Origin of the sequence: Rhizobium ruizarguesonis (genome assembly GCF_017357285.1) — a bacterium.
GTDB classification, from domain to species: Bacteria; Pseudomonadota; Alphaproteobacteria; order Rhizobiales; family Rhizobiaceae; genus Rhizobium; species Rhizobium ruizarguesonis.
Genome location: NZ_CP071678.1, coordinates 3,351,564 through 3,375,582 on the forward strand (window position 1 = coordinate 3,351,564; position 24,019 = coordinate 3,375,582).

At 60.7% G+C, this 24,019-nt stretch carries 19 protein-coding genes; 7 read left to right on the forward strand and 12 right to left on the reverse strand.

Annotation, left to right across the window (positions count from 1 at the left end; translation table 11 throughout):
- Positions 1-159: 159 nt before the first annotated feature.
- From J3P73_RS16695 to J3P73_RS16730, 8 genes are all read right to left on the reverse strand, one after another.
- Positions 160-1,158 (reverse strand): flagellin N-terminal helical domain-containing protein, encoded by a 999-nt coding sequence (locus J3P73_RS16695; protein ID WP_026238600.1) that lies wholly within the window; start codon positions 1,156-1,158, stop codon positions 160-162.
- A gap of 372 nt (positions 1,159-1,530) precedes the next feature.
- Positions 1,531-4,686 (reverse strand): efflux RND transporter permease subunit, encoded by a 3,156-nt coding sequence (locus J3P73_RS16700; protein ID WP_130692211.1) that lies wholly within the window; start codon positions 4,684-4,686, stop codon positions 1,531-1,533.
- Positions 4,683-5,900 (reverse strand): efflux RND transporter periplasmic adaptor subunit, encoded by a 1,218-nt coding sequence (locus J3P73_RS16705; RefSeq protein ID WP_130692213.1) that lies wholly within the window; start codon positions 5,898-5,900, stop codon positions 4,683-4,685. The genes J3P73_RS16700 and J3P73_RS16705 overlap by 4 nt, the downstream gene beginning before the upstream one ends.
- Before the next feature lie 267 nt (positions 5,901-6,167).
- The gene (locus J3P73_RS16710; protein WP_130692215.1) at positions 6,168-7,094 is read right to left on the reverse strand and encodes an adenylate/guanylate cyclase domain-containing protein; all 927 of its coding nucleotides are present in this window, start codon (positions 7,092-7,094) and stop codon (positions 6,168-6,170) included.
- Positions 7,095-7,252: 158 nt separating this feature from the next.
- Positions 7,253-8,803 (reverse strand): SpoVR family protein, encoded by a 1,551-nt coding sequence (locus tag J3P73_RS16715; RefSeq protein ID WP_018074174.1) that lies wholly within the window; start codon positions 8,801-8,803, stop codon positions 7,253-7,255.
- Entirely contained in the window at positions 8,800-10,074 is a 1,275-nt protein-coding gene (locus J3P73_RS16720) for a YeaH/YhbH family protein (RefSeq protein ID WP_018074173.1), read from the reverse strand. Before J3P73_RS16720 ends, J3P73_RS16715 begins: the two co-directional genes overlap by 4 nt.
- Positions 10,075-10,086: 12 nt before the next feature.
- Positions 10,087-12,030, reverse strand: coding sequence for a PrkA family serine protein kinase (locus tag J3P73_RS16725; protein WP_018074172.1), 1,944 nt, complete (start codon positions 12,028-12,030; stop codon positions 10,087-10,089).
- 414 nt (positions 12,031-12,444) lie between these two features.
- On the reverse strand, positions 12,445-12,921 hold the full coding sequence (locus J3P73_RS16730) for a VOC family protein (RefSeq protein WP_018074171.1): 477 nt from the start codon (positions 12,919-12,921) through the stop codon (positions 12,445-12,447).
- Positions 12,922-12,966: 45 nt separating this feature from the next.
- On the opposite strand from J3P73_RS16730, the gene J3P73_RS16735 reads away from it, so the two are divergent.
- Entirely contained in the window at positions 12,967-13,116 is a 150-nt protein-coding gene (locus J3P73_RS16735; protein ID WP_155249521.1) for a hypothetical protein, read from the forward strand.
- 52 nt (positions 13,117-13,168) lie between these two features.
- Positions 13,169-15,649: an ATP-dependent helicase gene (locus J3P73_RS16740; protein WP_130692217.1), complete on the forward strand. Its 2,481-nt coding sequence runs from the start codon at positions 13,169-13,171 to the stop codon at positions 15,647-15,649.
- 24 nt (positions 15,650-15,673) lie between these two features.
- Here J3P73_RS16740 and J3P73_RS16745 read toward each other — a convergent pair whose 3' ends face one another.
- Positions 15,674-16,021, reverse strand: coding sequence for a hypothetical protein (locus J3P73_RS16745; RefSeq protein WP_130692219.1), 348 nt, complete (start codon positions 16,019-16,021; stop codon positions 15,674-15,676).
- 403 nt (positions 16,022-16,424) lie between these two features.
- Here J3P73_RS16745 and J3P73_RS16750 point away from each other — a divergent pair, with 403 nt between their 5' ends.
- From J3P73_RS16750 to J3P73_RS16760, 3 genes are all read left to right on the forward strand, one after another.
- Positions 16,425-16,922: an EF-hand domain-containing protein gene (locus J3P73_RS16750; protein WP_024320802.1), complete on the forward strand. Its 498-nt coding sequence runs from the start codon at positions 16,425-16,427 to the stop codon at positions 16,920-16,922.
- A 334-nt stretch (positions 16,923-17,256) separates the two neighbouring features.
- The gene (pncA, locus tag J3P73_RS16755) at positions 17,257-17,883 is read left to right on the forward strand and encodes a bifunctional nicotinamidase/pyrazinamidase (RefSeq protein WP_130655893.1); all 627 of its coding nucleotides are present in this window, start codon (positions 17,257-17,259) and stop codon (positions 17,881-17,883) included.
- Positions 17,884-17,982: 99 nt separating this feature from the next.
- Positions 17,983-18,648: a dihydrofolate reductase family protein gene (locus J3P73_RS16760; protein ID WP_130655894.1), complete on the forward strand. Its 666-nt coding sequence runs from the start codon at positions 17,983-17,985 to the stop codon at positions 18,646-18,648.
- A 191-nt stretch (positions 18,649-18,839) separates the two neighbouring features.
- Here the strand turns inward: J3P73_RS16760 and J3P73_RS16765 are convergent, their stop codons facing one another.
- Positions 18,840-20,432 carry a hypothetical protein gene (locus J3P73_RS16765; protein WP_130692221.1) on the reverse strand — a complete coding sequence of 531 codons (1,593 nt, stop codon included), beginning with the start codon at positions 20,430-20,432 and terminating at the stop codon, positions 18,840-18,842.
- Positions 20,433-20,627: 195 nt separating this feature from the next.
- The gene (locus J3P73_RS16770; protein WP_018074164.1) at positions 20,628-20,873 is read right to left on the reverse strand and encodes a DUF2164 domain-containing protein; all 246 of its coding nucleotides are present in this window, start codon (positions 20,871-20,873) and stop codon (positions 20,628-20,630) included.
- Positions 20,874-21,006: 133 nt separating this feature from the next.
- On the opposite strand from J3P73_RS16770, the gene J3P73_RS16775 reads away from it, so the two are divergent.
- Together J3P73_RS16775 and J3P73_RS16780 are read left to right on the forward strand one after the other, a co-directional pair.
- The gene (locus J3P73_RS16775) at positions 21,007-21,738 is read left to right on the forward strand and encodes an AzlC family ABC transporter permease (protein WP_130661944.1); all 732 of its coding nucleotides are present in this window, start codon (positions 21,007-21,009) and stop codon (positions 21,736-21,738) included.
- A 3-nt stretch (positions 21,739-21,741) separates the two neighbouring features.
- Complete coding sequence (locus J3P73_RS16780) at positions 21,742-22,050, forward strand: AzlD family protein (protein ID WP_018074162.1); 309 nt, start codon at positions 21,742-21,744, stop codon at positions 22,048-22,050.
- 68 nt (positions 22,051-22,118) lie between these two features.
- Here J3P73_RS16780 and J3P73_RS16785 read toward each other — a convergent pair whose 3' ends face one another.
- A complete protein-coding gene (locus J3P73_RS16785; protein WP_130672889.1) occupies positions 22,119-23,954 on the reverse strand; it encodes an aminopeptidase P family protein in 1,836 nt (611 codons plus the stop codon).
- Between the last annotated feature and the right edge of the window lie 65 nt (positions 23,955-24,019).

Below are 24,019 nucleotides of genomic sequence, written 5' to 3' on the forward strand. Positions count from 1 at the left end.
TCGAAACACAGCCATGTTGCCAGAATGCGCTGATTATCACCAGTTTTGGTGGACGCCGTCCCTGCGCCTCCATGGGAATTTGTGAAAACTCCGCAGGCGGGAAGCACTTCCTGCCTGCGGAGTTCGATGTCACACGTTTCGGATGAAGAGCGTCTGGGCTCAGAAATTCTGGAACAACTGCCGCACGGTATCGTAAGTTGCGTTGGCGATGTTCAGCGATTGCAGGCCGAGTTGCTGCTGCGTCTGCAGCGCCCGCAGCCTGCTCGACTCCTCCTCCATGTCGGCATCGACGAGCCGGCCGATGCCGGCTGTGATGTTGTCATGCAGTTTCGTGGCGAAGTCGTTCTGCAGATTGATGCGTTTTTCCAGCGCGCCAAAAGCCGAACCGACCGTCGTCAGCTGCGTCAGCGCTGCATCGACGACGCTGATCATTTCGCTGACCTGTCCTTTCGTCGTGCTGGCCGAGAGCGAAATCACCACCTGCCCGGTGGTGGTGCCGTTCTTGCTCTGCATCAGCACATAGTCCTGCGAGGCGCCGAGCTCGGTGGCGAAATAGGCCGATGTCAGCACGCCGTATTCACCCGAACCGGTGGCGCGATCGTCGATCAGGTAGCGCGCGTCCTTGGAGGTCGTGCTCCCGCTCGGCGTCGTGTCGATATGGTAGCTCAGCATGCCGACCGAGATCGTTCCGTCGGCGTTGCGGATGAAGGAGGCCGGGATCTGGCGCGGCTGCGTCGGCGTCGCATCGTTGGTGAGGACCACCCAGTTGTCGCTGTTGAAGGTCGCCGATTCCGAAACGCTGCGCAGTTGCTCCTGCAGCTGTTTGATCTCTTCGTTGATCTTGTTCTTGTCGATGCCGTCTTCGGTCGCGGCAACGAGCTTGGCCTTGATTTCGGAGACGACGTCGATGACATTCTGAACGCCGGTATAGGCCGTTCCCATCGTCGCCGCAGCCATACCGAGTGCATCCTGGATCGCCGAAATCGCCTTGTTGTCGGTTCGAGCAGTGGTAGCGATCGACCAGTAGACGGAATTGTCTCTGGCCTCCGCGACACGCATGCCGGTGGTGATGTGGTTTTGCGTGACCGCCATATTACGGTTGATATCGCGCAGCACATGAAGCGCCGCATCCACCGAGACGCGCTGATAAATACTCACGAAACTAAACTCCAAAAACACAACAGGACGCAAACTGCACAAGAAATGAACCGTCCGCACGGACTCTCATGTCCGGGGTCGCTGGAATCCCAGCGCGTTGCGGCCTCCAAGAAACGAAGAAGACCAGTCGGTTACTGGTAACAATCATTGCCGGTTATGCTTAATAAACGACTAAACTTCAGAAGTAATTTAGCTTATTTCAGAAGGTTTCATACACCAAGAGAAACGCCGCCGGATTGCGGCGTCGCGCGTCTTCTCAGACCCGCAAAGGACGCTGTAGCACTTCGAATTGCCGCATAATTTTGTCCTAAAATCGATTACGATTTAAGGAACTATGCAGCAGGACCGGCAGCGTTCGAAAGGATGAAAGCCTTATTCGGCGGCCTGTAGCTGCTCGTCGTCGGGCGTAGCGCGCGGCCGCGTGGCGACCGACATCTCTTCGTGCAGGCGCGCCTCCTCATGGGCGTGCGGCTTGGCGAAGCGGGCAAGCAGCAGATAGGCGACCGGCGTGATGAACAACGTCACCAGCGTCGCGAAACCGAGACCGCCGACGATCACCCAGCCGAGCGCAATACGCGCTTCGGCACCCGCGCCATGGGCAAAGACCAGTGGCACGCCGCCGAGGATGGTGGCGATCATCGTCATCATCACAGGGCGAAGGCGTAGCGCGCAGGCCTTCTCGATCGAGGACCGCACATCCTCGCCCCGGTCGCGCAGCTGATTGGCGAATTCGACGATCAGGATGCCGTTCTTCGCCATGACGCCGACCAGGAGCACCAGGCCGATCTGGCTGTAGATGTTGAGGCTGGAGCCGGTGATAACAAGCGCGAAGACGGCGCAGGCAAGACCAAGCGGCACCGTCGACATGATGATCAGCGAGGACAGCACGCTTTCGAACTGCGCGGCCAGCACCAGGAAGATGATGACGATGGCGAAGCCGAAGGTCAGCGCCATGCCGCTCGAATTCTCTTCGAGAGTCGCCGCTTCCGCCAGCGGCAGCAAGCGAGAGCCTGGCGGCAGCAGCGGCTCGGCAAGCGTCGTCACTTGTCTGACGGCATCGCCGAGCGACATGCCGTTCCTGAGGCCGGCGGTGATCGCGACGGAGGCGAGCTGTTGCTCGCGGTTGAGCTGCGGCGCGACCGACCCTTCCTTCATCGTGGCAATGACCGACATCGGCACGATCTTGCCGTCGCCAGTCTTCAGGAACACGTTCTCGAGGTCGGTCGGATCGTCGATCGGCCGCGTCGTCGAGGTCAGAAGCACGGGATAGGATTCGCCGTCGACGAAGACGTCGACTACCGAGCGCCCTTCGAGCAGTGACTGGATCGCCGTCGAGAGCCCGGTTATGTCGATGCCGAGATCGGACGCACGCTCGCGATCGATCGCCACCGATACCTGCGCCTGGCTGGGCTCGTTGGTCAGGCGCGGCGTATCATACTGGCCAGTGGCCTCCAGGGCCTGAACCAGCTTGGCGGCCGCCGCCGTCAGCGCCTCGTGATCATTGCCGATCAGCGCCATCTGCAGACCACTGCCGGCACCGCGGATGCGCAGGCTGTTGGAGGAGATGGCATTGCCGCGCAGAGCCGGCACCCTGGAGGCTGCCTGGTTGATATCGCCGACGATCTCCGTCTGCGTCCTGTCACGTTCTCCCCAGGGGGCGAGCGTCAGCACCATGAAGCCGCTGTTCAGCGAACCGCCCTGCCCGGAGATCGAGAAGACGTTGCGGATGTCACCGCCGTCGACCAGCGGCTGCAGATATTCCTCGACGAGCTGCATCTTGTCGCGGGTATATTCGAGGCTCGATCCCTGCGGCGTCGTCAGCCGCATCATCACCATCGAGCGGTCCTCTTCGGGCGTCAGCTCGCTCTTGACCGTCGAGAAGGCGACGAGTGCCGCACCGGCAAAGATCACCGAGAAGAGGATGACGACGAAGGGCGCGTTGAGACAGCCGTGCAGAGCCCATTTGTAGAGATCGGCCAGCGCCCCGCCGAAGCGGCCGAGCACGCCGTGATCTTCGAGCATCGGCTTCGTCAGCATGCGCGAGGCGAGCATCGGACACAGCGTCAGCGCCACGATCGACGACAGACCGACCGAGAAGGCGAGCACGAAGCCGAATTCGCGGAAGAGACCACCGACCTGTCCCGGCAGGAAGGAGAGCGGAATGAACACCGCCGCCAACGTCGCCGTCGTGGCGATCACGGCGAAGAACACCTCACGCGTACCGAGCACCGCAGCCGCGCGCGGCCCCATGCCTTCGGCGCGCCGGCGCACGATATTTTCGAGCACCACGATCGCATCGTCGACGACGAGGCCGGTCGCCAGCACGATCGCGAGCAGCGTCAGGATGTTGATCGAGAAGCCGACCATATAGATTGCCGCCAGCGTGCCGATCAGCGCCACCGGCATGCTGACCGCCGGGATCAGCGTCGCCCGCCAATCGCGCAGGAAGAGATAGATGACGGCGGTGACGATGACGGCGGCGAGTATCAGCGCCAGCACCACCTCGTGGATCGCGCCCTGGATGAAGACGGCATCGTCGCTGGTGATGGCGATCGTCGTGCCCTCGGGCAGTGTCTTCGACAGCTGGTCGACGGCCGCCTTGATGCCGGTCGAGATGTTCAGCGTATTCGACTGCGCCTGGCGGATGATGCCGAGGCCGATGCCCGGCTTGCCGTTGGAGCGTAGCGCCGTTTCGCCATCGCGTGGCCCAAGCATCACCGTCGCGACGTCGCCGAGCCGAACGCGATCCTGCAGGATGACATTGGAAAAATCCGCCGGCGTCTGCAGGTTGGCGGTGGCGCGCACTACGATATCCTGCGTATTGCTCTTCAGCGAGCCGGCCGGCACGTCGAGTGCGGCGTTGTCGAGCGCCTTCGTCAGGTCGCCGATGGTCAGTCCGCGGCTGGCAAGCGCGCCCTGGTCGACGTCGACGCGGAAGACCTTCTCCTGGTCGCCATATTCCTCGACGTCGGCAACGCCGTCGACGGAGGCAAGGCGATCGATCACCTCATTCTCGACGAGCTGGGTCAGGTCGTCCATGTTGAGATTGGTGGAGGTGACGGCAAGGCGCATGATCGCCGAGGAATCCGAATCCGCCTTGACGATCTGCGGCGCATCCGCTTCGTCGGGCAGGTTCTGGGTAATACGGCCGATCGCGTCGCGCACGTCGTTGGCGGCGACCGAGAGATCGATCGCATCCGAGAATTCCAGCGTCACCCGGCTCTGACCGAAGGAAGAAGTAGACGAAATCGATTTCAGGCCGCTGACGCGCGCGACCGCCCCCTCGATCACCTTGGTCAGTTCCTGGTCGATCGTCTGCGGCGATGCGCCATCGAAGGTGGTGCGCACGGTGACGACGGGACGGTCGACATCCGGCAGTTCGCGCACCTCGACGCCGACATAGGCGGCAAGGCCGGCGACAACCATCAGCGTGTTGAACACCATCGCCAGGATCGGCCGGCGAACGAAAAGTGCGGTGAAGCTCTGCTTGCCCGACGCCCTGTCCTGATGAATCTCGGTCACGCTCATCGGGTGACGACCTCCGCATTCGCGGCGACATCGGCGCTCACACGCACCGCCCCACCCTCACGCACGCGCTGCAGTCCCTGTGTGACGATCACGTCGCCGTCCTTGAGGTCGGCTTTGACGAGCACGAAATCCGGGTTGCGCTGCACGATGCTAACCCGCACCTTGCGTGACTTGTCGTCGTTGACCTGCCAGACGAAGGAGCCCTGCGAGTCCCACTGCACGGAGACCGGATCGACCGCCGGATATTTGTCGCCGGCAAATTTCATGCTGACGTTGAAGGACATGCCGGCGCGCAGTTCATCCGAACTATTGTCGATCTTGGCGCGCAGGCGAAGCGTGCGGCTTGCCACGTCGATGCGGTTGTCGACGGCTTCGACCACGCCCGAAAAGACCTGTCCCGGCCGTGCCACCGACATAGCCTCGACCGGCTGGCCGACCGACACCGTATTGGCGAAGCGCTCCGGCACCCAGTAATCGACGAGGATTTCCGAACGGTCGTCGAGCGTGACGATCGGGATACTCGTCGTGACGTTGTCGCCGATATTGACCGGTACGATGCCGACGATGCCGTCGATCGGCGCTGTGATATTACGCCGTGCGAGATTGAGCTCGGCGGCCTGCAGTTGCAGCCGTGCGCCCTGCTCGGCGATCTCGGAATCGAAGACGTCCATGCGCGACACGCTCGACTTGATGTTGTGATAGAGATTGGATTTTTCGACGGCGGCCTTGACCGCCACATCAGCCTGGCCGCGGGCGATCACCTGCTCCTCGCTGTCGAGCTTGGCGAGCACCTGCCCGGCGTTCACCCTGTCGCCCGACTTGATGAGGATTTCGCGGATCGTGCCCGATGCCTGCGGCGTGACCGCCACCGAGCGGATCGCGTCGCCCGTGCCGATGGCGTTCAGCCGGTCGTTGACGACGCCCTGGACGACAGCCTGCGTCGCGACGAGAATGGCACTGTTGCGCCCGCCGCCATTGCGGCGGTTCTGGCCCTGCCCCTGACCTTGTCCCTCGCCACGCTGCTGCCCTTGCGCCCGGGCGGGAGCGTCGGCATCCGCCGTCTCCTCAGCCTTCGGCGCGATCTTGGAAACGATGCTGTCTGGAATACCTGCGTCGCGCATCGTATCGCCGGCGCCGGGCACAAAGAAAACCCACGCGGCAAAGCCGGCAACAATGACGATGAGCGACAGTATAAACTGCTTCCAAAAGGCCATTCACGTCTCCAGAGGGACTCGAGGTTGGACCAGGGTCGGTCGAAAGAGGCGCTGCGGGATGAAGATTCCCGTCTGATGCGACAATATCGCGCGTTTACAGCTTACCGGCAAGCATAAGCAGCCGGCATTACCGATTTGTAATATCAGCAAAGAATGGAAATAACCCGGCCGCTCACTTTTGCTTGAACGGACACTCGCCCATGTCTTTGACACCGCCGATTATCGGGCGAGATATCGTACAAATCTCCGACGATGCGGGTTGGATGTCTACCGGCGCATCGACCACCGCACGCCCATGACGGCCGCGATCCCCAGCATCGGCCACACCGCCCAGAACTGCCCCGTCCAGGTGAAGAAGTTGATGCCGGCAATGCCGAGCGCCACGATCGCCAGCGAGGTGATCTTGCGGTTGAACAGTGTCTGGTCGCGGTTCCAGGCGAGCGCCGCGACGACGGCCAGCGCAAGCACGGGAAAGCGCGCCCAGAAAACGCCCTGCCATGACAGCAGATTGATGCCGATCAGGACAGCGGCGATGACGGCGAGCACGCCGTACAGCCTGCGTCCACGCGGTGCCGGGCTTGCCTCGGCCATATCAGCCGCAATAACCGCCGCCGGCTGCGGCTGCGGACGCGCGGAGCCGGATCGTTGAGCAGGCGGCGTCTCGTCCTTGGCGTCGCCGATCTTCACCGCGTAGCTCGGCACGCCTTCATCGACGTTCTTCACCATCAACGGTCCGAGAAACTCGAAGCCGACCGCCACCTTGTTGCGGACCTGGTCGTAAACGGAACTTGATATGACGATGCCGCCGGCTGCAGCCGACGCCTGCAGCCGCGCCGCAATATTGACGCCGTCGCCGTAGATGTCGTCGCCTTCGACGATCACATCGCCGAGATTGATGCCGATACGGAAGAGCATGCGCCCGTCGGCCGGGCGGCGGGCGTTGAAGCCCGCGAGTTCATTCTGGGTGTCGACGGCCGCACGCACCGCTTCGACCACGCTCGGGAAATCGGCGATCAGCCCATCGCCCCAGGTATTGATGACGCGGCCGCCATGGCTTTCGATCAGCCGCCCCATCGCCTCCCGGCAGCGCTTCAGGCTCGCAAGCGTCCCCTCCTCGTCAGTCCCCATCAGCCGCGTATAGTCCTGCACGTCAGCACAGAAGATCGTCGTCAGCTTGCGCCGCGTTTCACTCATCGTCTCTCGTCTCCGCGCTATCGACCCCCGGAAAGATCGCTGCAAAGGCTGAAACTGGTCGAGATCAAGTGGGCGATTGCAACGGTGGTAAACTACTAAGGCTTTGTGTTTGTTGCCACCGATAATTGTTCATTATCGCCCGTCAGCATAACCGGTGATTATTGAACGATCTTGCGCGGGCTCGCCGCGTGTTCTCTCGCCACCGTGCTGGAACTATCGATTTCCTGAAGCAATACGTCATAGCCCCAGAGATCGGCGAGATGCTGCAGGACGAGCTTCGTGTCATTTTCCTGAAGATAGCAGCCATTCATAACGATGTGCTGCAGCAACAGCCGGCGGTCGCCGGCGAGATCGACATCGACGATATCGATTGCCGGATCGGTCCAGCCGATATCATATTCGCGGGAGAGCTGGCGGCGGATGCGCAGGTATCCGCGCTCATTGTGGATCGCCGAAACCAGCACTCCCTCGGTCTGCTCCGGATCGTCGTAGAGATGGAACAGCCGCAACTGCCGGATCAGGTTGGGGCTCAGGAACTGGCTGATGAAGCTCTCGTCCCGGTAATTGGCCCAGATGTCACGCAAGACGGCCATCGCATCGCCTCGTCCAGCGATATCGGGGAACCATGCGCGGTCCTCTTCCGTCGGCTTCGTGACGATCCTCTCAATATCCTGCATCATCGCAAAACCGAGCGCATAGGGGTTGAAGCCCGAGAACCGCCGGTCGTCATAGCTTGGCTGAAACACGACGTTGGCGTGCGACTTCAGGAATTCGAGGAAGTTTCCGTCGCTGATCTGCCCCCGCTCGTGAAGGCGGGTCATGATCTGGTAGTGGACAAAGGTGGCGGTTCCCTCGTTCATCACCTTGGTCTGCCGCTGGGGATGGAAATATTGTGCGACGTGGCGGACGATGCGAAGGATCTCGCGCTGCCACGGCTGCAGCCGCGGCGCCGACTTTTCAAGAAAATAAAGGATGTTGTCCTGCGGAAGACCGAGGGCGGCGCGGCGCTTTTCCAGGCCGATGTCACCCGCCTTTCGGGCCTTACCGACGGGAACCGTGCGCCACAGATCGTTGAACATCTGCTCCTCGTGGGCGCGGCGCTCCTGCTGCCGCTTTTCCTCCTGGCGAAGATCGATCGTGGTCTTGCCCGCGTATCGATGCACCCCGTGCGACATCAGCGCATGGGCTGCATCCAGCGTGCGCTCGACAGCCGTCTCGCCGTAACGTTCCTCACAGCGGGTGATATAGCCCTTGGCGAAATCGAGGTAATCGAGGATGCCCTCCGCATCGGTCCAGAGCTTGAAGAGATAGTTGTTCTTGAAGAAATGGTTGTGGCCGAAGGCCGCATGCGCGGTGACGAGCGTCTGCATCGTCGCTGTGTTCTCCTCCATCAGGTAGGAGATGCAGGGCGAGCTGTTGATGACGATCTCATAGGCAAGGTCGCGCATCCCGCGGCGGTAGAAGGTTTCATGATGCGCGAAGTGTTTACCGAAGGACCAATGGCGGTAGAAGAGCGGCATGCCGGTCGAGGAATAGGCATCCAGCATCTGCTCCGAGGTGATGACTTCGATCTGGTTCGGGTAGACGTCGAGGCCGAGTTCGCCGAGCGCGATCTCCTCGCAGGCATCGTGGATGCGCTGGAGGGTTGCGAAATCCCAGTCGGCCCCCTCGAACAACAGCCGCTCTCTTGGCCTCATCGTCATGGTCATGGCGTCACCTTCGACTGTGCGTCACGTTTCTGGAAGAGATCGTGGAAAACAGGGAATATTTCGTTTCGCCGGCAGACCTTGCGCATCGAAAGCGGCAGCAGCTCGGGACGGAGCCCGTCATAGAGCATCCAAAGCGGTGAGCGGGATACAGAGGAGTCACCGCCTTCTTCGCCGACCTCGATATAGGCGAAATACTGGCACAGCGGCAAAATCTCGCGCAGCAGCTGTCCGCTCAGGTTCCCGTCCGAATGGGCGTTGTCGCCATCCGAGGCCTGGGCGCCATAGATATTCCATTCCGCCGGATCGAAACGCGCCGCGATGATCGCCCGCATTGCCGCTAGCGCACTGGAGACCAGCGTGCCGCCGGTTGCCGGACCATAGAAGAAGGTTTCCTCGTCGACTTCCTCGGCCTTGTCGGTATGGCGGATGAAGACGATCTCCACTTTCTTGTAGCGCTTCGACAGGAAAAGGTAGAGCAGCAGGTAAAACCGCTTGGCCAGATCCTTCATGTGTTCCGACATCGAGCCGGAGACGTCCATCAGGCAGAACATCACGGCCTTCGCCACAGGCTTCGGCTCGTTTTCGAAGCGGCGATACCGCACGTCGAGCGGATCGATATAGGGAATGCGCCGGCTTTTTTCCGTCAGGGATTTGAGTTTTGCCTCAAGCGCCAGCCGGCTCTCGTCGTCTTCGCATTCCTCGATCTGCCGCTGCAGGGCTTCGATTTCTTCGCGGCGCGGACGGTGAAGCGCGACACGGCGCATCATCGCGAGCCTGGTCGTGCGACCGACGGCGATGTTGGACGGCGATCCCGACACGGAATAGCCGGCACGGAAGGGAGTTTCCTCCTCGGTTTCGGCCAGACGCCGCTTGGCAAGGTCGGGCAGCTCCAGATCGTCCAGGAACACATCGAGGAATTCCTCGCGCGTCAGCACAAAACGGAAGCCGTCCTCGCCGTCGCCTTCGCCCGCATCCTTGGGTTTACCGCCCCTGCTCCCCGGCGGGCGCGGAAGAATGTCGCCTTCGACGAAGGCCCTGTTTCCAGGCAGGATATGGTCGCGAATGCCGCCGTCGCCCCTTCTCAAGTTCGGCTCGGCCATTCCATCGATCGGCAGGCTGATTTCCCCGCCGTCGAGCACATCGCGAATGTTCCGGTTTTGCAGAGAACGTTTTACCGCCTGCTGCACGGCGCCTTTCATGCGCCGAAGAAACCGTTGCCGATTTTCCAGACTTTTACCGCGCGGATTTAGCCGACGGTCGACAATGTGCATATTGGCTCCACATTAACTTGCCTGTTTGACGCGCATGTACCATTCGACGAGGCGCCGAACCTGCCTCTCCGTGTAGCCCCGCGCAGCCATGCGCGAGACAAACTCGCTGTGTTTCTTTTCTGTTTCCGAATCCTTCTTCGAACCGAAGGAAATGACCGGCAAAAGATCCTCGACCTGCGAGAACATTCGCTTCTCGATGACTTCCCGGATTTTCTCGTAGCTCGTCCATGACGGATTCTTTCCGCCGTTGGCTGCCCGCGATCTCAAGCAGAACTTGACGATTTCGTTGCGGAAATCCTTCGGATTGGCAATTCCCGCCGGCTTTTCGATTTTCGTCAGTTCCTGGTTGAGGAGCTCGCGATCGAGAAGCTGGCCGGTATCGGGATCCTTGAAGTCCACGTCTTCGATCCAGGCATCGGCATAATCCACGTAGCGGTCGAACAAATTCTGTCCGTAATCCGCATAGGACTCAAGATAGGCCTTCTGAATCTCATTGCCAATGAACTCTGCGTAACGTGGCGCAAGATCGGCCTTGATGAACTCCATGTAGCGCTTCTCGACATCGTCGGAAAACTGCTCGCGACGGATCGACTGCTCCAGCACATACATCAGATGAACCGGATCGGCGCCGATATCCGTGGTGTCGTGATTGAAGGTGGAGGCGAGCACCTTGAAGGCGAAGCGGGTCGATATGCCGTCCATGCCCTCGTCGATGCCAGCGGCATCCCGATATTCCTGGACACTGCGAGCGCGCGGATCCGTCTCCTTCAGGCTCTCGCCGTCATAGGTGCGCATCTTCGAGAAGTATGTCGAATTCTCATGTTTGCGGAGACGCGAAAGCACGGAGAAGCGGGCCAGCATTTCGAGCGTCGCGGGAGCGCATGGCGCATCGGCCAATTCCGATCCCTCGATCAGCTTTTCGTAGATCTTCTGCTCTTCCGTGACGCGCAGGCAATAGGGCACCTTGATCACGCAAATACGGTCGATGAAGGCCTCGTTGTTCTTGTTGGCCTTGAAGGTTTGCCATTCCGCTTCGTTCGAATGCGCTAGGACGATACCGGAGAAGGGTATGGCGCCGATATTCTCGGAGCCGATATAGTTCCCCTCCTGCGTCGCCGTCAGCAGCGGATGCAGCATCTTGATCGGCGCCTTGAACATCTCGACGAATTCGAGCACGCCCTGATTGGCGCGGTTGAGCCCGCCCGAATAGCTGTAGGCATCGGGATCGTTCTGGGAATAGGTCTCCAGCTTGCGGATATCGACCTTGCCGACCAAGGACGAGATATCTTGATTGTTCTCGTCTCCAGGCTCGGTCTTGGCGATGGCGATCTGGCGCAACCGCGAAGGCTGTACTCTGACGACGCGGAAGCGGGAAATATCGCCTCCAAAATCGTCGAGCCGTTTCAGGCACCACGGGCTCATCAGTCCGTTCAGGCGTCGCAAGGGAATACCGTATTGCTCCTGGAGGAGCGATCCCATCGTGTCCGGGTCGAACAGGTTGAGCGGACTTTCGAAAACGGGGCTTATCTCGTCACCCGCCTTCAGCACGTAGATCGGATGAACCTCCATCAGCAGCTTCAGCCGCTCCGCCAGCGATGACTTGCCGCCGCCGACCGGGCCAAGCAGATAGAGGATCTGCTTGCGCTCCTCGAGCCCCTGCGCCGCGTGCCGGAAGAAGGAAACGATGCGTTCGATTGTCTCTTCCATGCCGTGGAAGCCAGCAAAGGCCGGATAGATCCGGATGGTCCGGTTCATGAAGATCCGGCCGAGGCGGGTGTCCCTGGCGGTGTCGACCATCTGCGGCTCGCCTATCGCGGCGAGCAGGCGCTCGGTCGCATTGGCATAGGCAAGCGGTTCCTTTTTGCAAAGGTCGAGATATTCCGTGATCGACATATCGGTTTCGCGACGCGCATCATAGCTGCGGGTGAACGCATCAAATACGGATTCACTCAGCATGGGCCCTCCATTCAAGGTTAATGCCACAGGCTCTAGGTCGTCATACCAAAGGAGATGGCCACGACATTCCTAAGAATCAATAGTTTCACAGGTATATTCCACGCTCACCGGCTGTTTCTGGCAATGCACAAAAACGTGCATGCACCGGTTATTTTTTACTCTACGAAACTGTCTCTTATTGTAGTTGAGAAAAGGGCCGTTGCGGTATCAGCACATTTCGCGACGTGACAGAAAGATGAAAAGGGTGTGCAATGTCGCCCGTGATTCGAGCCCTGGAAAAATCGACAATCGGCGGCCAATAAGGGCAAAAGCCGATGCTGGGCAGCGCGTCGTGTCGGTCCGTTACCGACATGATGGCGACGAGCGCGACGCGGCCATGCGCCCGGCATCGTAATTATATGCCACCGGCGCGAATCAACCGTTGAACGCCTTCTCCAATGCAGCGACATCGATCTTGACCATGCCGAGCATCACCTCGGTCACGCGCCTGGCCCGCTCGCGGTTGCTGTCGGCGATCATCTCGGACAGCATGCGCGGCACGATCTGCCAGGAAAGGCCCCAGCGGTCCTTCAGCCAGCCGCAGGCCTCCGGCGTGCCGCCATTGGCGAGGAAGGCCTCCCATACCCGATTGATCTCGGCCTGGCTTTCCACGAGAATCGCGATCGAGAAGGAATGGTTGAAGCTATCGAGCGGGCCGGCCTTCATCGCCAGGAAGGCCTGGTCGGCGAGCGTGAACTCGATCAGCTCGACGCTGCCGGGAGGCCCGCTCGGCGTTTCCGCCGGCAATATAGTAGTGCGGCCGATCCTGGAGTCCGGGATAACAGACACGTAGAATTCGACGGCTTCGCGCGCTTCCTCGGCGAACCAGAGATTTGAAACGACCTTCGGCATGAAACGGCCTCCTTGTTGACGGGTGTTGATCCGGACTGCTGTCCGATGACCCAAAGACGCCCCACCGGCACCGGTTCCGACACACTCCGATCGGAAATTTTTAGCCCGCTCGCCCGCATGGCGACCGCAGCCGGGCTCGGCGGCGGCCTTGCCGCCCGCAACATACCGCCTGGAATAGCGCCGGCTCAGGAATGAAAGCAGAACATCTTTTCTGGTCTTTCCTTCCCGAATCACTACATTACGCGCCATGAGCAATAGTTTCGACGATATGCCCTTCTTCGACGAAGAGCCGGGCGAGATGGCGCGCAAGCCGCAGCCGCCTGCCGCCCCCGCCGAAAGCGCGCCCGCCGCCGGTGGCGGCATCGCCGCCCGCGCCATGGCGGCTCGCGACGGCGGCAAGCGGCCGGATTACCTCGCCGGGCTGAACCCCGAGCAGACCGAAGCCGTCGAAACGCTGGAAGGCCCCGTCCTCGTGCTGGCCGGCGCTGGCACCGGCAAGACGCGGGTGCTCACCACCCGCATTGCCCATATTCTCAACACCGGCCGCGCCTTCCCCTCGCAGATCCTCGCCGTCACCTTCACCAACAAGGCCGCCCGCGAGATGAAGGAGCGCATCGCGCTGCTCGTCGGCGGCGCCGTCGAAGGCATGCCCTGGCTCGGCACCTTCCATTCGATCGGCGTCAAACTTCTGCGCCGCCACGGCGAGCTCGTCGGCCTGCGCTCCGATTTTACCATTCTCGATACCGACGACGTCGTCCGCCTGATCAAGCAGATCATCCAGGCCGAGGGCCTCGACGACAAGCGCTGGCCGGCCAAGCAGTTCGCCGGCATGATCGATACCTGGAAGAACAAGGGTCTCGGCCCCGCCGATATCCCCGAGGGCGACGCCCGCGCCTTTGCCAATGGCCGCGGCCGCGATCTCTATTTTGCCTATCAGGCGCGCCTGACGACGCTGAACGCCTGCGATTTCGGCGACCTGCTGATGCATCCGATCGCGATCTTCCGCAAGAACCCCGATCTCTTGAAGGAATATCACGGCCGCTTCCGTTATATCCTCGTCGACGAATACCAGGACACCAACACCGCTCAATACATGTGGCTCAGGCTTCTCGCCCAGCGCCCCAAGGGCGAGCTGCAGAACGTCTGCTGCGTCGGCGACGACGACCAGTCGATCTATGGCTGGCGCGGCGCGGAGGTCGACAATATCCTGCGCTTTGAAAAGGATTTTCCCGGCGCCAAGGTCATCAAGCTTGAGCGCAACTACCGTTCGACCGAACATATCCTCGGCGCCGCCGCCCATCTGATCGCCCATAATGAAGGCCGCCTCGGCAAGACGCTGTTCACCGACCGCTCCGATCCCGACGACGTCAAGGTGCAGGTCCACGCCTCCTGGGATTCGGAGGAGGAAGCCCGCGCCATCGGCGAGGAGATCGAGCAGCTTCAGCGCGGCAAGCATCTGCTGAACGACATGGCGATCCTCGTACGTGCATCCTTCCAGATGCGCGAATTCGAAGACCGCTTCGTCACTCTCGGCCTCAATTACCGCGTCATTGGTGGCCCACGCTTCTACGAGCGCCTGGAAATCCGCGATGCCATGGCCTATTTCCGCCTTGTCGCGCAAGCCTCCGACGACCTCGCTTTTGAGCGCATCGTCAACACGCCGAAGCGCGGCCTCGGCGATACGACGGTGCGCGCGCTGCACGACTATGCGCGTGCCCGCGATATTCCGATGCTTGCGGCAGCCGCCGACATCATCGAGACCGACGAGCTGAAGCCGAAGGCGCGAAAGGCGCTCTTCGACGTGATTCAATCTTTCCGCCGATGGCAGGAGCTGCTTGAAAACACGCCGCATACCGAACTTGCCGAGCAGATCCTCGAAGAGTCGGGCTATACCGACATGTGGAAGAACGACAAGAGCGCCGAAGCGCCGGGCCGCCTTGAGAACCTCAAGGAACTGATCCGCTCGATGGAAAGCTTCGAGTCGATGCGCGGCTTCCTCGAACACGTCTCCCTGGTGATGGATGCCGAAACCAACGAGAACCTCGACGCTGTCTCGATCATGACGCTGCACTCGGCCAAGGGCCTGGAATTCGACACCGTCTTCCTGCCCGGCTGGGAGGAAGGCCTCTTCCCGCACCAGCGCTCGCTGGATGAGAGCGGCCGCGCCGGCCTGGAGGAGGAACGCCGCCTCGCCTATGTCGGCATCACCCGCGCCAAGCATCGCTGCCACATCTGGTTCGTCTCCAACCGCCGCATCCATGGCCTCTGGCAGTCGACCCTGCCCTCGCGTTTTCTCGACGAACTGCCGGAAACCCATGTCGAGGTCGCTGAAATGGAACAGAGCTACGGCGGGTACGGCCGCGGCGGCTACGGCCAGTCCCGCTTCGACAAGGCCGAACCCTTCGCCAATTCCTATTCTACGCCCGGCTGGAAACGCGCCCAGGCCAACAAGAGCGACGCCACGCGCGACAATTGGGGAACCCGCTCCGGCCACGCCGTCGAACGCATCGGCTACGGCGAGAGCGGCCCGAAGGGGCGCACCATCGAAGGTGAGCTGGTGGCGAAATCGACATCGTCGGAACCGTCGAGATTCACCCCCGGCGATCGCGTGTTCCACCTGAAATTCGGCAACGGCAACATCACCGGCATCGAGGGCAACAAGCTGACGATCGAATTCGACCGGGCCGGACAGAAGCGGGTCTTGGACGGGTTCGTCGAGCGCGTCTGACCTCGCGTCAGTATGACGCGAAGTTTACCCGAGCATCCGCATCCTTCCGAGCCCGAGAATATCGTTGATCAGGGCAATGCCCATTCCCGCCGCGACGATTCCCAATCCGATCAGAAAGAGCCGGCGAGACCGGTCATATTTGGCGGCAAACAGGGAGTCCCGCGCCAGCAGATCGGCAAAGACTTTCACCTGGACGGCGATGCCCACGGTCAGGAACAGCATCGGCAGAATATCGATGCTGGTCCAGTCATTAGGATTGGAAACCCAGACACTGATGAAATTGAGCGAGAAACCAAGGATGATCCCGGCCGCCGTCAGCGACCCGTTGCGAAACGTCGCGTCGATCTTTTCGTCGGGATCCGGCTCTGGCATGGCTCCGCTTCCGTCTTGCTTCTAAGGGTAAGAAAGGCAGAAATCATCACCCGGAGCAAGGTCGACCTGAAGTCGCCCCTCGCGGAAAGCAGACGAAATGCCGCAGCCGCGCAAACCCGAGCACTCCGCCCATAGCTCCTCCACGTGCTCCATTACGGCAATTTCGGGCCAACACCGGCATGGATTTAATCGCGCCCAGACAAACCGACCGCCAAAAAAAGCCAATAAATCCAATGAAAAAACTTTGGTAACCGAAAAGGTTAACGTGCGTTGCCTCACATCGTCAATCGCACTTCCGCCCTGTCAAAACGTCGCTTTGACGCCTTTCGCAAATCAGCTTAGCCCAGAGGCTGCCCGCCCATGAAAGGCGGGCTTCACGACGAACTTTTCGAAGGAGGTTCAAGTGACCAGTGTTTCATCTCTCGGCAGCAGCTTAACTCAATATCAGTCTCCGCTTTCCAGCCTGGACAAGAATGGCGACGGCGTCATTTCGGCGGACGAGTTGGCCGCCGCCTCGCAGTCCTCGACATCGGCCACGGCGTCGACCGACAGCGACGACAGCAGCACCGACATCGTCAAGAAGATCACCGCCGACATCCTGTCGCTGATGCTGTCCATGCAGAAGACCGACGGCAGTGACGATCAGGGCGACGGCAGCGATCAGAGCGACGACGCTTCCAAGGGCGTCTTCGCCGCGATGGATACGAATGGCGACGGCAAGTTAACCGAGTCCGAGTTTCTTGCCGCCGATCCGAACAGCATCAAGACTTCAGGCGACAGCGATCCGCTCCTCACCAAGGTGCTGAGCGACATGCAGACGGCCCTCCAGGCCTACCGTAATACCTACGGCACTTCCGCCGCAGCAGGTGACTCCGCAGCCGAAGACGTGGCGGCGGTCTAGCCGGCCGAGATCCGGGCTCTGCCGGGGGAGCCTCGATCCATCGATGCCGCACAAAAGCGTCCTACGCAGGCAGATCGATTTGCCGACAATTGCCGCCGTCGCGGGCCGTGTCTGCGATCCGGAAATCATGCACGCGCCTTCCCCCTCCGTTCCCTTTCAACACGAGAACCGCCGCCAGCTATCGCAATGATTGCATTAGAGCATTCTGTTTCGACGACTTACTACCGCTAGCGCCAGAATTAACACTTGCGCGTCCGCGCCTGGAAATCCACTAGTTGATCCATTCAGTGTGCATGGCGTCTTACACTGCAATAAAGCGAAGGGATTGGCCTTGATGAAAGCGCTGCTGCTCGTCGATATTCAGAACGGCTTCTGTCCAGGCGGCAATCTGCCGGTGCCTGACGGCGACAAGGTGGTTCCCGTCGCAAACAGACTGATCGACAGCGGCAAATACGACCTGATCGTCGCTTCGCAGGACTGGCACCCGTCGGGCCACGGCAGCTTTGCCTCCGCCCATCCGGGTGCCGCCGCCTTCGAGATGGGCGAACTGTCGGGCAAGCCGCAGATGATGTGGCCCGACCACTGCATTCAGGGTACGCTCGATGCCGAACTGCATCCCGAACTCAAATCCGAAGAGATCGACCTGATCCAGCAGAAGGGCGAGAATCCCTATATTGACAGCTATTCGGCCTTCCGCGACAATGACCGCGATGCCTCGACCGGACTTTCCGATTTCCTCGAGGATCAGGGCGTCACCGACCTCGACGTCTGCGGGCTGGCGACCGACTATTGCGTCAAGTTTTCCGCGCTCGACGCGCTGGAGATGATGCCTGGTATCCACGTGCGCTTCATCGAGGACGCAAGCCGCGGCATCACGCCCGAAGGCGTCGCCGCCGCCATCGAGGAGATGCTGGCGCATGGCATCGCGATCATCGACAGCACCAAGGCCTTGGCCGGCTAGTTCAACTCGGATACCGCCCGAAAAAACCGCGTCGGATGTCGGATCGGTGCAAGCTAATCCGTCCTTGGCTCTGAACACACCAACAATGGGAGTTGAGAGATGAGAAAGCTTGTTGCTGCAGCCTTCGTCAGTTTGGACGGTGTCATGCAGGCGCCGGGCGGGCCGCGGGAGGATCCGACCGGCGGCTTCACGCAGGGCGGCTGGACCGTCAATTATTGGGACGAGCCGATGGGCCAGTTCATGGGCGGGATCTTTACCGATCCCTTCGAACTGCTGCTTGGCCGCAAGACCTACGAAATCTTCGCCGCGCACTGGCCCTTCGTCGGGAAAGACGATCCAATCGGCAAGGTCTTCAACGCCGTGACCAAATATGTCGCGACCACTTCCACGGAGCCGCTCACCTGGGCAAATTCCGTCGCCCTGCGTGGCGACGCCGCCGCCGAAATCGCCCGGTTGAAGCAACAGGACGGTCCCGTCCTCCTGACACAGGGCAGCAGCGGCCTGTTGCAGACCCTATTGGCGCATGACCTGATCGACGAATTCCGGCTTCTGACTTTTCCGCTCGTCCTCGGCCCGGGCAAACGCCTGTTCGGTCAAGGCGCCAAGCCAGAGGCGCTGAAGCTCACCGCCAACACGATCTCGACGACGGGCGTCATCATGAGCGTCTACGAGCGTGCCGGCGCAATCAAGACAGGCACATTCGAGCTGGCGCAGCCCTCGGAGGCTGAGATCGAACGCCGGGAGCGGATGAAGCGCGAAGGCTGACCGTGCCTTTGCGATTGCGGGGCCGCAGGCGCCGTCGCGTCCCGTTTATAGGCTCGGGCCCTTGTTCGTCTGGTCGCGCTGCAACGGTGGCACCACTCCTGAAGGTGTTACCGCCGCAATCGACGGAATGCGGACGCATGTCACAATGATCAAATGCGTGGACGTGTGCAAATAACCTGCTGGCTGGCATCTTATTTCAGGACGTAGACGTCGAACGTCTCATCGCTTCCGGCAACCGTGCCGAAGCGCTTGACGAGGCTTGTCGCGCTCTGGAAAGCAGAAATGTCTTCCGGCGTCAGAGACAACCGCCAAACGTAGCTTTCACGCAGGGAAACGGGCGCAGCAATCTGATCAAGCCGCTGTGAAAGAAGGATGACAACAGGGACATGCTCACTCTGCTGCAATCGATGTGCCGTTTGCAGAATATCGGCAAGGCTGAGCGAAAGCCGCGCATTCCGGGTATATCGCACGATCGCGCCGAACCGCTCCTCCCGCAGAAGATAGGTGCGGTTGGGGACGTAATAGGGCAAGGCTTCCACCAGATAGTCGGGATCCGCCATAATGACCGCATCCTTGAGATCGGGGCGCGATTGAATGAACGCACCGAGATCCTTGCTTCGGCTCAGGGGTATTTCGGCTATGAAGGCCTGATGGACCTTGTCGATGCCGGACACGACCTGTAGCGCCAGCAATATCAGGAAGCACAGGCGCCCGAACGTTACGATGCCGCCAGCAGCCTCGATGCCGGCAACGCCCGCCCCGTCGCGCTGAGAGTCTGTGGCCAAGGCGGTGATCGCGATCATGAAAACCAGCCAGAGCGCCTGATGTCTGTATCCGCCGGGATAGACAAGCGTAAAAAGCAGCGAAAGCCCCAAGAGAACCAGTCCCGCTGCGATCAGCGCCGGCCACCGATTCGCCAGCGCCAACAGGCTGCCGTAGATCAGCACGGACATTAACACTGCGAAAATCTGGGCAGCCAACGGATACGCCACGACCAGTTCAAGGATGCTGTTGGGATAGAACGCCATAAAATGCGAACTGGTCAGGGCAAGAGCACGAAGGACAAGCAAAGCGAAATTCTCGCCGCTGAGATCGTTCTGCCCCGTATCATTGAAGGTCGGATAGACTGTTACGAAACATAGAACAATTCCAACCGCGGCAATGGCAGCGGCTGTCACAAAGGCCCGATATGCCGTCAGAGGCGGCCTCGACCGGGCCAGAATTAAATCGAAAAACCAATAGGCGAGAAAGCCGCCGACGAGGACGACCGAATGGACGTTCGTATTTGCCAGCAAGGCAAACAACAGGCCGAGCAATATCCCGTTGCGCGCTCCTTTCTCCCAACTCAGGACGATAAGGAAAATCACCAGCATGCTGATGCCGTAATTTCGCGACATCGCGGCATAATCGAAAATCGAAAAGCTACTGAACAGCGCCAGCAGCATGATGGAAAGCGGCAGTTTCAGCCTGAAAACAAGAAGATAGGCCGCAGTCGCTGCAATCGTGAGTGCGACGATCTTCAGGACGACAGGCGAGCCGACCACGGCATAGGCGGCGCGCAGCAGAATATACCAGACAGCAGGATGGCCCTCACCATGCATCTGGCGAAGCATATCGATGAAATTGTCCCCTTGAAGGGCGAGTGACAATGCACGAACCTCGTCACGCCAGACCGTTTCGGACCAGCAAAGCGCAGACGCCAGCGCAAGCCAGACCATAAAGATCAACGCCTTGCCGAGCTTGGCGGATCGAGGTTCATCGATAACGGAGACAATCAAGGCCAAATAACACGCAATCCGGTGAACAAAAGCGTCACGACCATATCGGCGCAGAAATAATTTGCCGTTAAGTGAAGGCCGATTTGATTTTAAGGCGCTAAAGCATGTCGCGCAAAAATGTGCAGCGGTTTTGCGACAACGGCATGCGTAAAAACAAAGACTTAAAGTGCAGGGAGCGAATCTGAAAGATCGCGACGCGCTTTAGAATTTTTGCTCCCTCTCAAGAAGATGAATATCTTCGGCCAGGTGTTCCATTCTCGTCGATAAGGCGGCCTGGGCATCTCTCAGCCCTCGATTGTAGAAATACGGCCCGATCTCCTCGGCGAAGAAGTCAAGCAGGAATTCGGCCGGCAATGCGCCGATGGGATCGAGTTCCCGGCCGAAATAAGCGCGGATGCGCGAAACGATCTCAGCCTTTTCTTCCTTGGAAAATTCGATCTTTTTCATGGTTGCCTCTTTGCCGAATGCGATCGGGACTTTGATGGTTCAGCAAAATCGATTGGTCAATCAAGGAAATTCAATTGCCGTCGCAAGCCGTAGACCATAAGGGAAAACTTGAATTCCAACTGGACAAGATCACATGAATCGCGCCGACTTTGTTGAAGGTTTGCGGGGCGGCTCCGCCGTTGCGCTGGCATCGGCGCCCTTTGGCGCTCTCTTCGGAGCGCTGGCGGTCGAAAATGGCATGTCGCTTTCCGAAGCCGCCTTCATGAGCGCCACCGTCTATGCCGGCGCCAGCCAGATGGTCGGCATCGAACTCTTCGGTCACAATGTCCACGCCTGGCTGATCGTGCTGTCGATCCTCGCCGTCAATTTCCGCCACGTGCTCTATTCGGCGGCACTGGCTCGCTACATCGGCCATTTCACGCCGGTGCAGAAATTCTTTACCTTTTTCCTGCTCGTCGATCCACAATTCGCCGAAGCGGTCAAGCGCGCCGAGGCCGGCCGGCGACTCACCTTCGCCTGGTATTTCGGCTTTGCCATCATCATCTACATTCCCTGGGTGCTGATCAGCATCGCCGGCGGCATGCTGGGCGGCTTCATCGGCGATCCCAAGGCCATCGGCCTCGACATCCTGCTGCCGGCTTATTTCCTCGGCATCGTCCTCGGCTTCCGCAAGCGAGACAATTTCCTGCCTGTGGCGCTCGTCAGTGCGGTGGCATCCGTGTTCGCCTACCGCTACGTCGGCTCGCCTTGGCATGTCAGCCTCGGTGCCGCCGTTGGCATCGTGCTCGCCGCCCTGTTGCCGCTGCCGCAGCAACCGCAGGATCTGGAAGCCGACGCCCTCCAATCCGAAGTGCACGAGGTCTGAGCCATGGAATTCGATCTTCACATGGCGCTCGTCATCCTCGCAGCAGCCGCCGCCACCTTCGCCACCCGCATCGGCGGCTATATCCTCATCACCCGAATGAAAAGCATCCCCCCGCGCATGGAGGCGGCGCTGAATGCCGTGCCGGCGGCCGTGCTGACGACACTCGTCGCACCCGCCTTCTTCATCGGCGGCTGGGAATCGAAGCTGGCGCTGATCGTCGCCCTCTTCATCGGCCTGCGCTTCACCCATACATGGATGCTGGTCGCCGCCTGGATCGTCGTGATGACTTGGCGCCACACGATCGGCGCCTGAGCGCCGGCCCGAAGCCGGCGCAGAAATTCAAGGTGCTACAGCGTCGCCGACGCTGTAATGCCGTTTTCTCAATATTCCAGCGGCAGCGTCGCGTTTTCGAGCCACGCCCTGACATCGTGATCGTGGATGAGCGGCATCAGCGCCTCGCATGTGCGGCGATGATAGTCGTTGAACCAGTGCAGCTCGTCATGGGTCAGAAGCTCGGGAATGACGAGGCTGCGGTCGATCGGGCAGAAAGTCAGCGTCTCGAATCCGAGCATCGGCGCATCGCCGCCCTCGATCTCCTCGGCCCCGCGCACATAGATCAGGTTCTCGATGCGGATGCCGAAACTGCCGGGCCGATAATAACCCGGCTCGTTCGAAAGGATCATGCCGGGCAGCAGTTCCTGCGTCGAAAGCCTGGAGATGCGCTGCGGCCCCTCATGCACCGAGAGATAGGAGCCGACGCCGTGGCCCGTGCCGTGAGCGAAATCGGCGCCGGCCCGCCACAGCGCGATGCGCGCCAGCGGATCGAGGTCGCAGCCGCGCGTGCCCTTCGGAAAACGTGCCGTGCTGATCTCTATCATCCCCTTCAGCACCAGCGTGAAGAAGCGCCGATGCTCCTCCGATACCGCGCCGATGCCGACAGTGCGGGTGATGTCGGTCGTGCCGTTGATATATTGCGCGCCGGAATCGATCAGAAAGAGTTCGCCGGCCTCGATCATCCGGTTGGTCTCGGTCGTCACGCGGTAATGCATGATCGCTGCATGTTCGCCGGCTCCCGAAATCGTGTCGAAGGAAATGTCCTTCAGAGGGTTCTGCATGCTCTGGCCGACGCGGGCACGCGCCGCTTCGAGATGATCGGCGGCGGCGATCTCGCTCACCGTGCCGGGCTTTGTCTGCGACAGCCAATAGAGGAATTCCACCATCGCCGCCCCGTCCTGCAGATGCGCGGCGGCCGAGCCGTTGATCTCGACGTCGTTCTTCACTGCGCGCGGCAACTTGGCGGGATCGGCGCCCTCCACCACTTCGCCGCCCGCCTTGCGGATGATCTCCGCCAGCGCATAGGCGGCGATATCAGGGTCGATCAGCACGCGGCCGCCATCTCTCGAAACGGCAGCCAACCTCTCCTCCAACGCCGAGGGCGGCAGCTGCGTGCAGATCTGCGCGAGATAGGCCTCCGGCTCGATGCCGGTCTTGCGCTTGTCGAGGAAGAGCTCGGCCCGGCCGTCGGCATGGATGATGGCGCGCGCCAGCGGATGCGGCGTGTGCGGCACGTCGGCGCCGCGGATATTGAAGGTCCAGGCGACAGAAGAGGGATCGGCGATCAACACCGCCGCAAGATTCTTCTTCGAAAGATCGGCGGCGATCGTCGCGATCTTCTCTCTCGCCAGCACGCCGGCCTGCGCGACGTTCTGGATGCTAACCGCGCCGAGCGGCTCGGCCGGCCGGTCGCTCCAAAGCCTGTCGAGCGGATTGTGCGGCAGGAAGACCAGCGTGCCGCCGATCTGGGAAAGGGCTCTTTCCAGCCGGCGCACCTCGGCACCCGCATGCAGCCAGGGGTCGATGCCGAGCCGCAGGCCCTTACCGCCGTTTGCGGCAAGCCAGAGATGCGGCGGTTCGTTGACGAGATCGCCGCCCGAAAAAACCGAACCGTCGACCTGTTCGGCAAGCTGCGTCACATAGCGCCCGTCGACAAAGACGATCGCCTGCGTGCGCAGGATGAGCGCAATACCCGCGGAACCGGTAAAGCCCGTCAGCCATGCCAAGCGCTCCGAACATGCGGGAACATATTCGCCGTTGAACTCGTCGGCGCGCGGCACGAGAAAGGCGTCGATGCCGAGCGAATCGAAACTGGCGCGTAGCGCCGATACGCGATCCCTGCCGAATTGCGGCGTGGAAGTGACCTCGAAAGACTGGAACATGCTGGAAACCCGAATGATTGAGACGAATCCGGTTAATGGGATGCCGGCCATGTTAGCGAAATTTC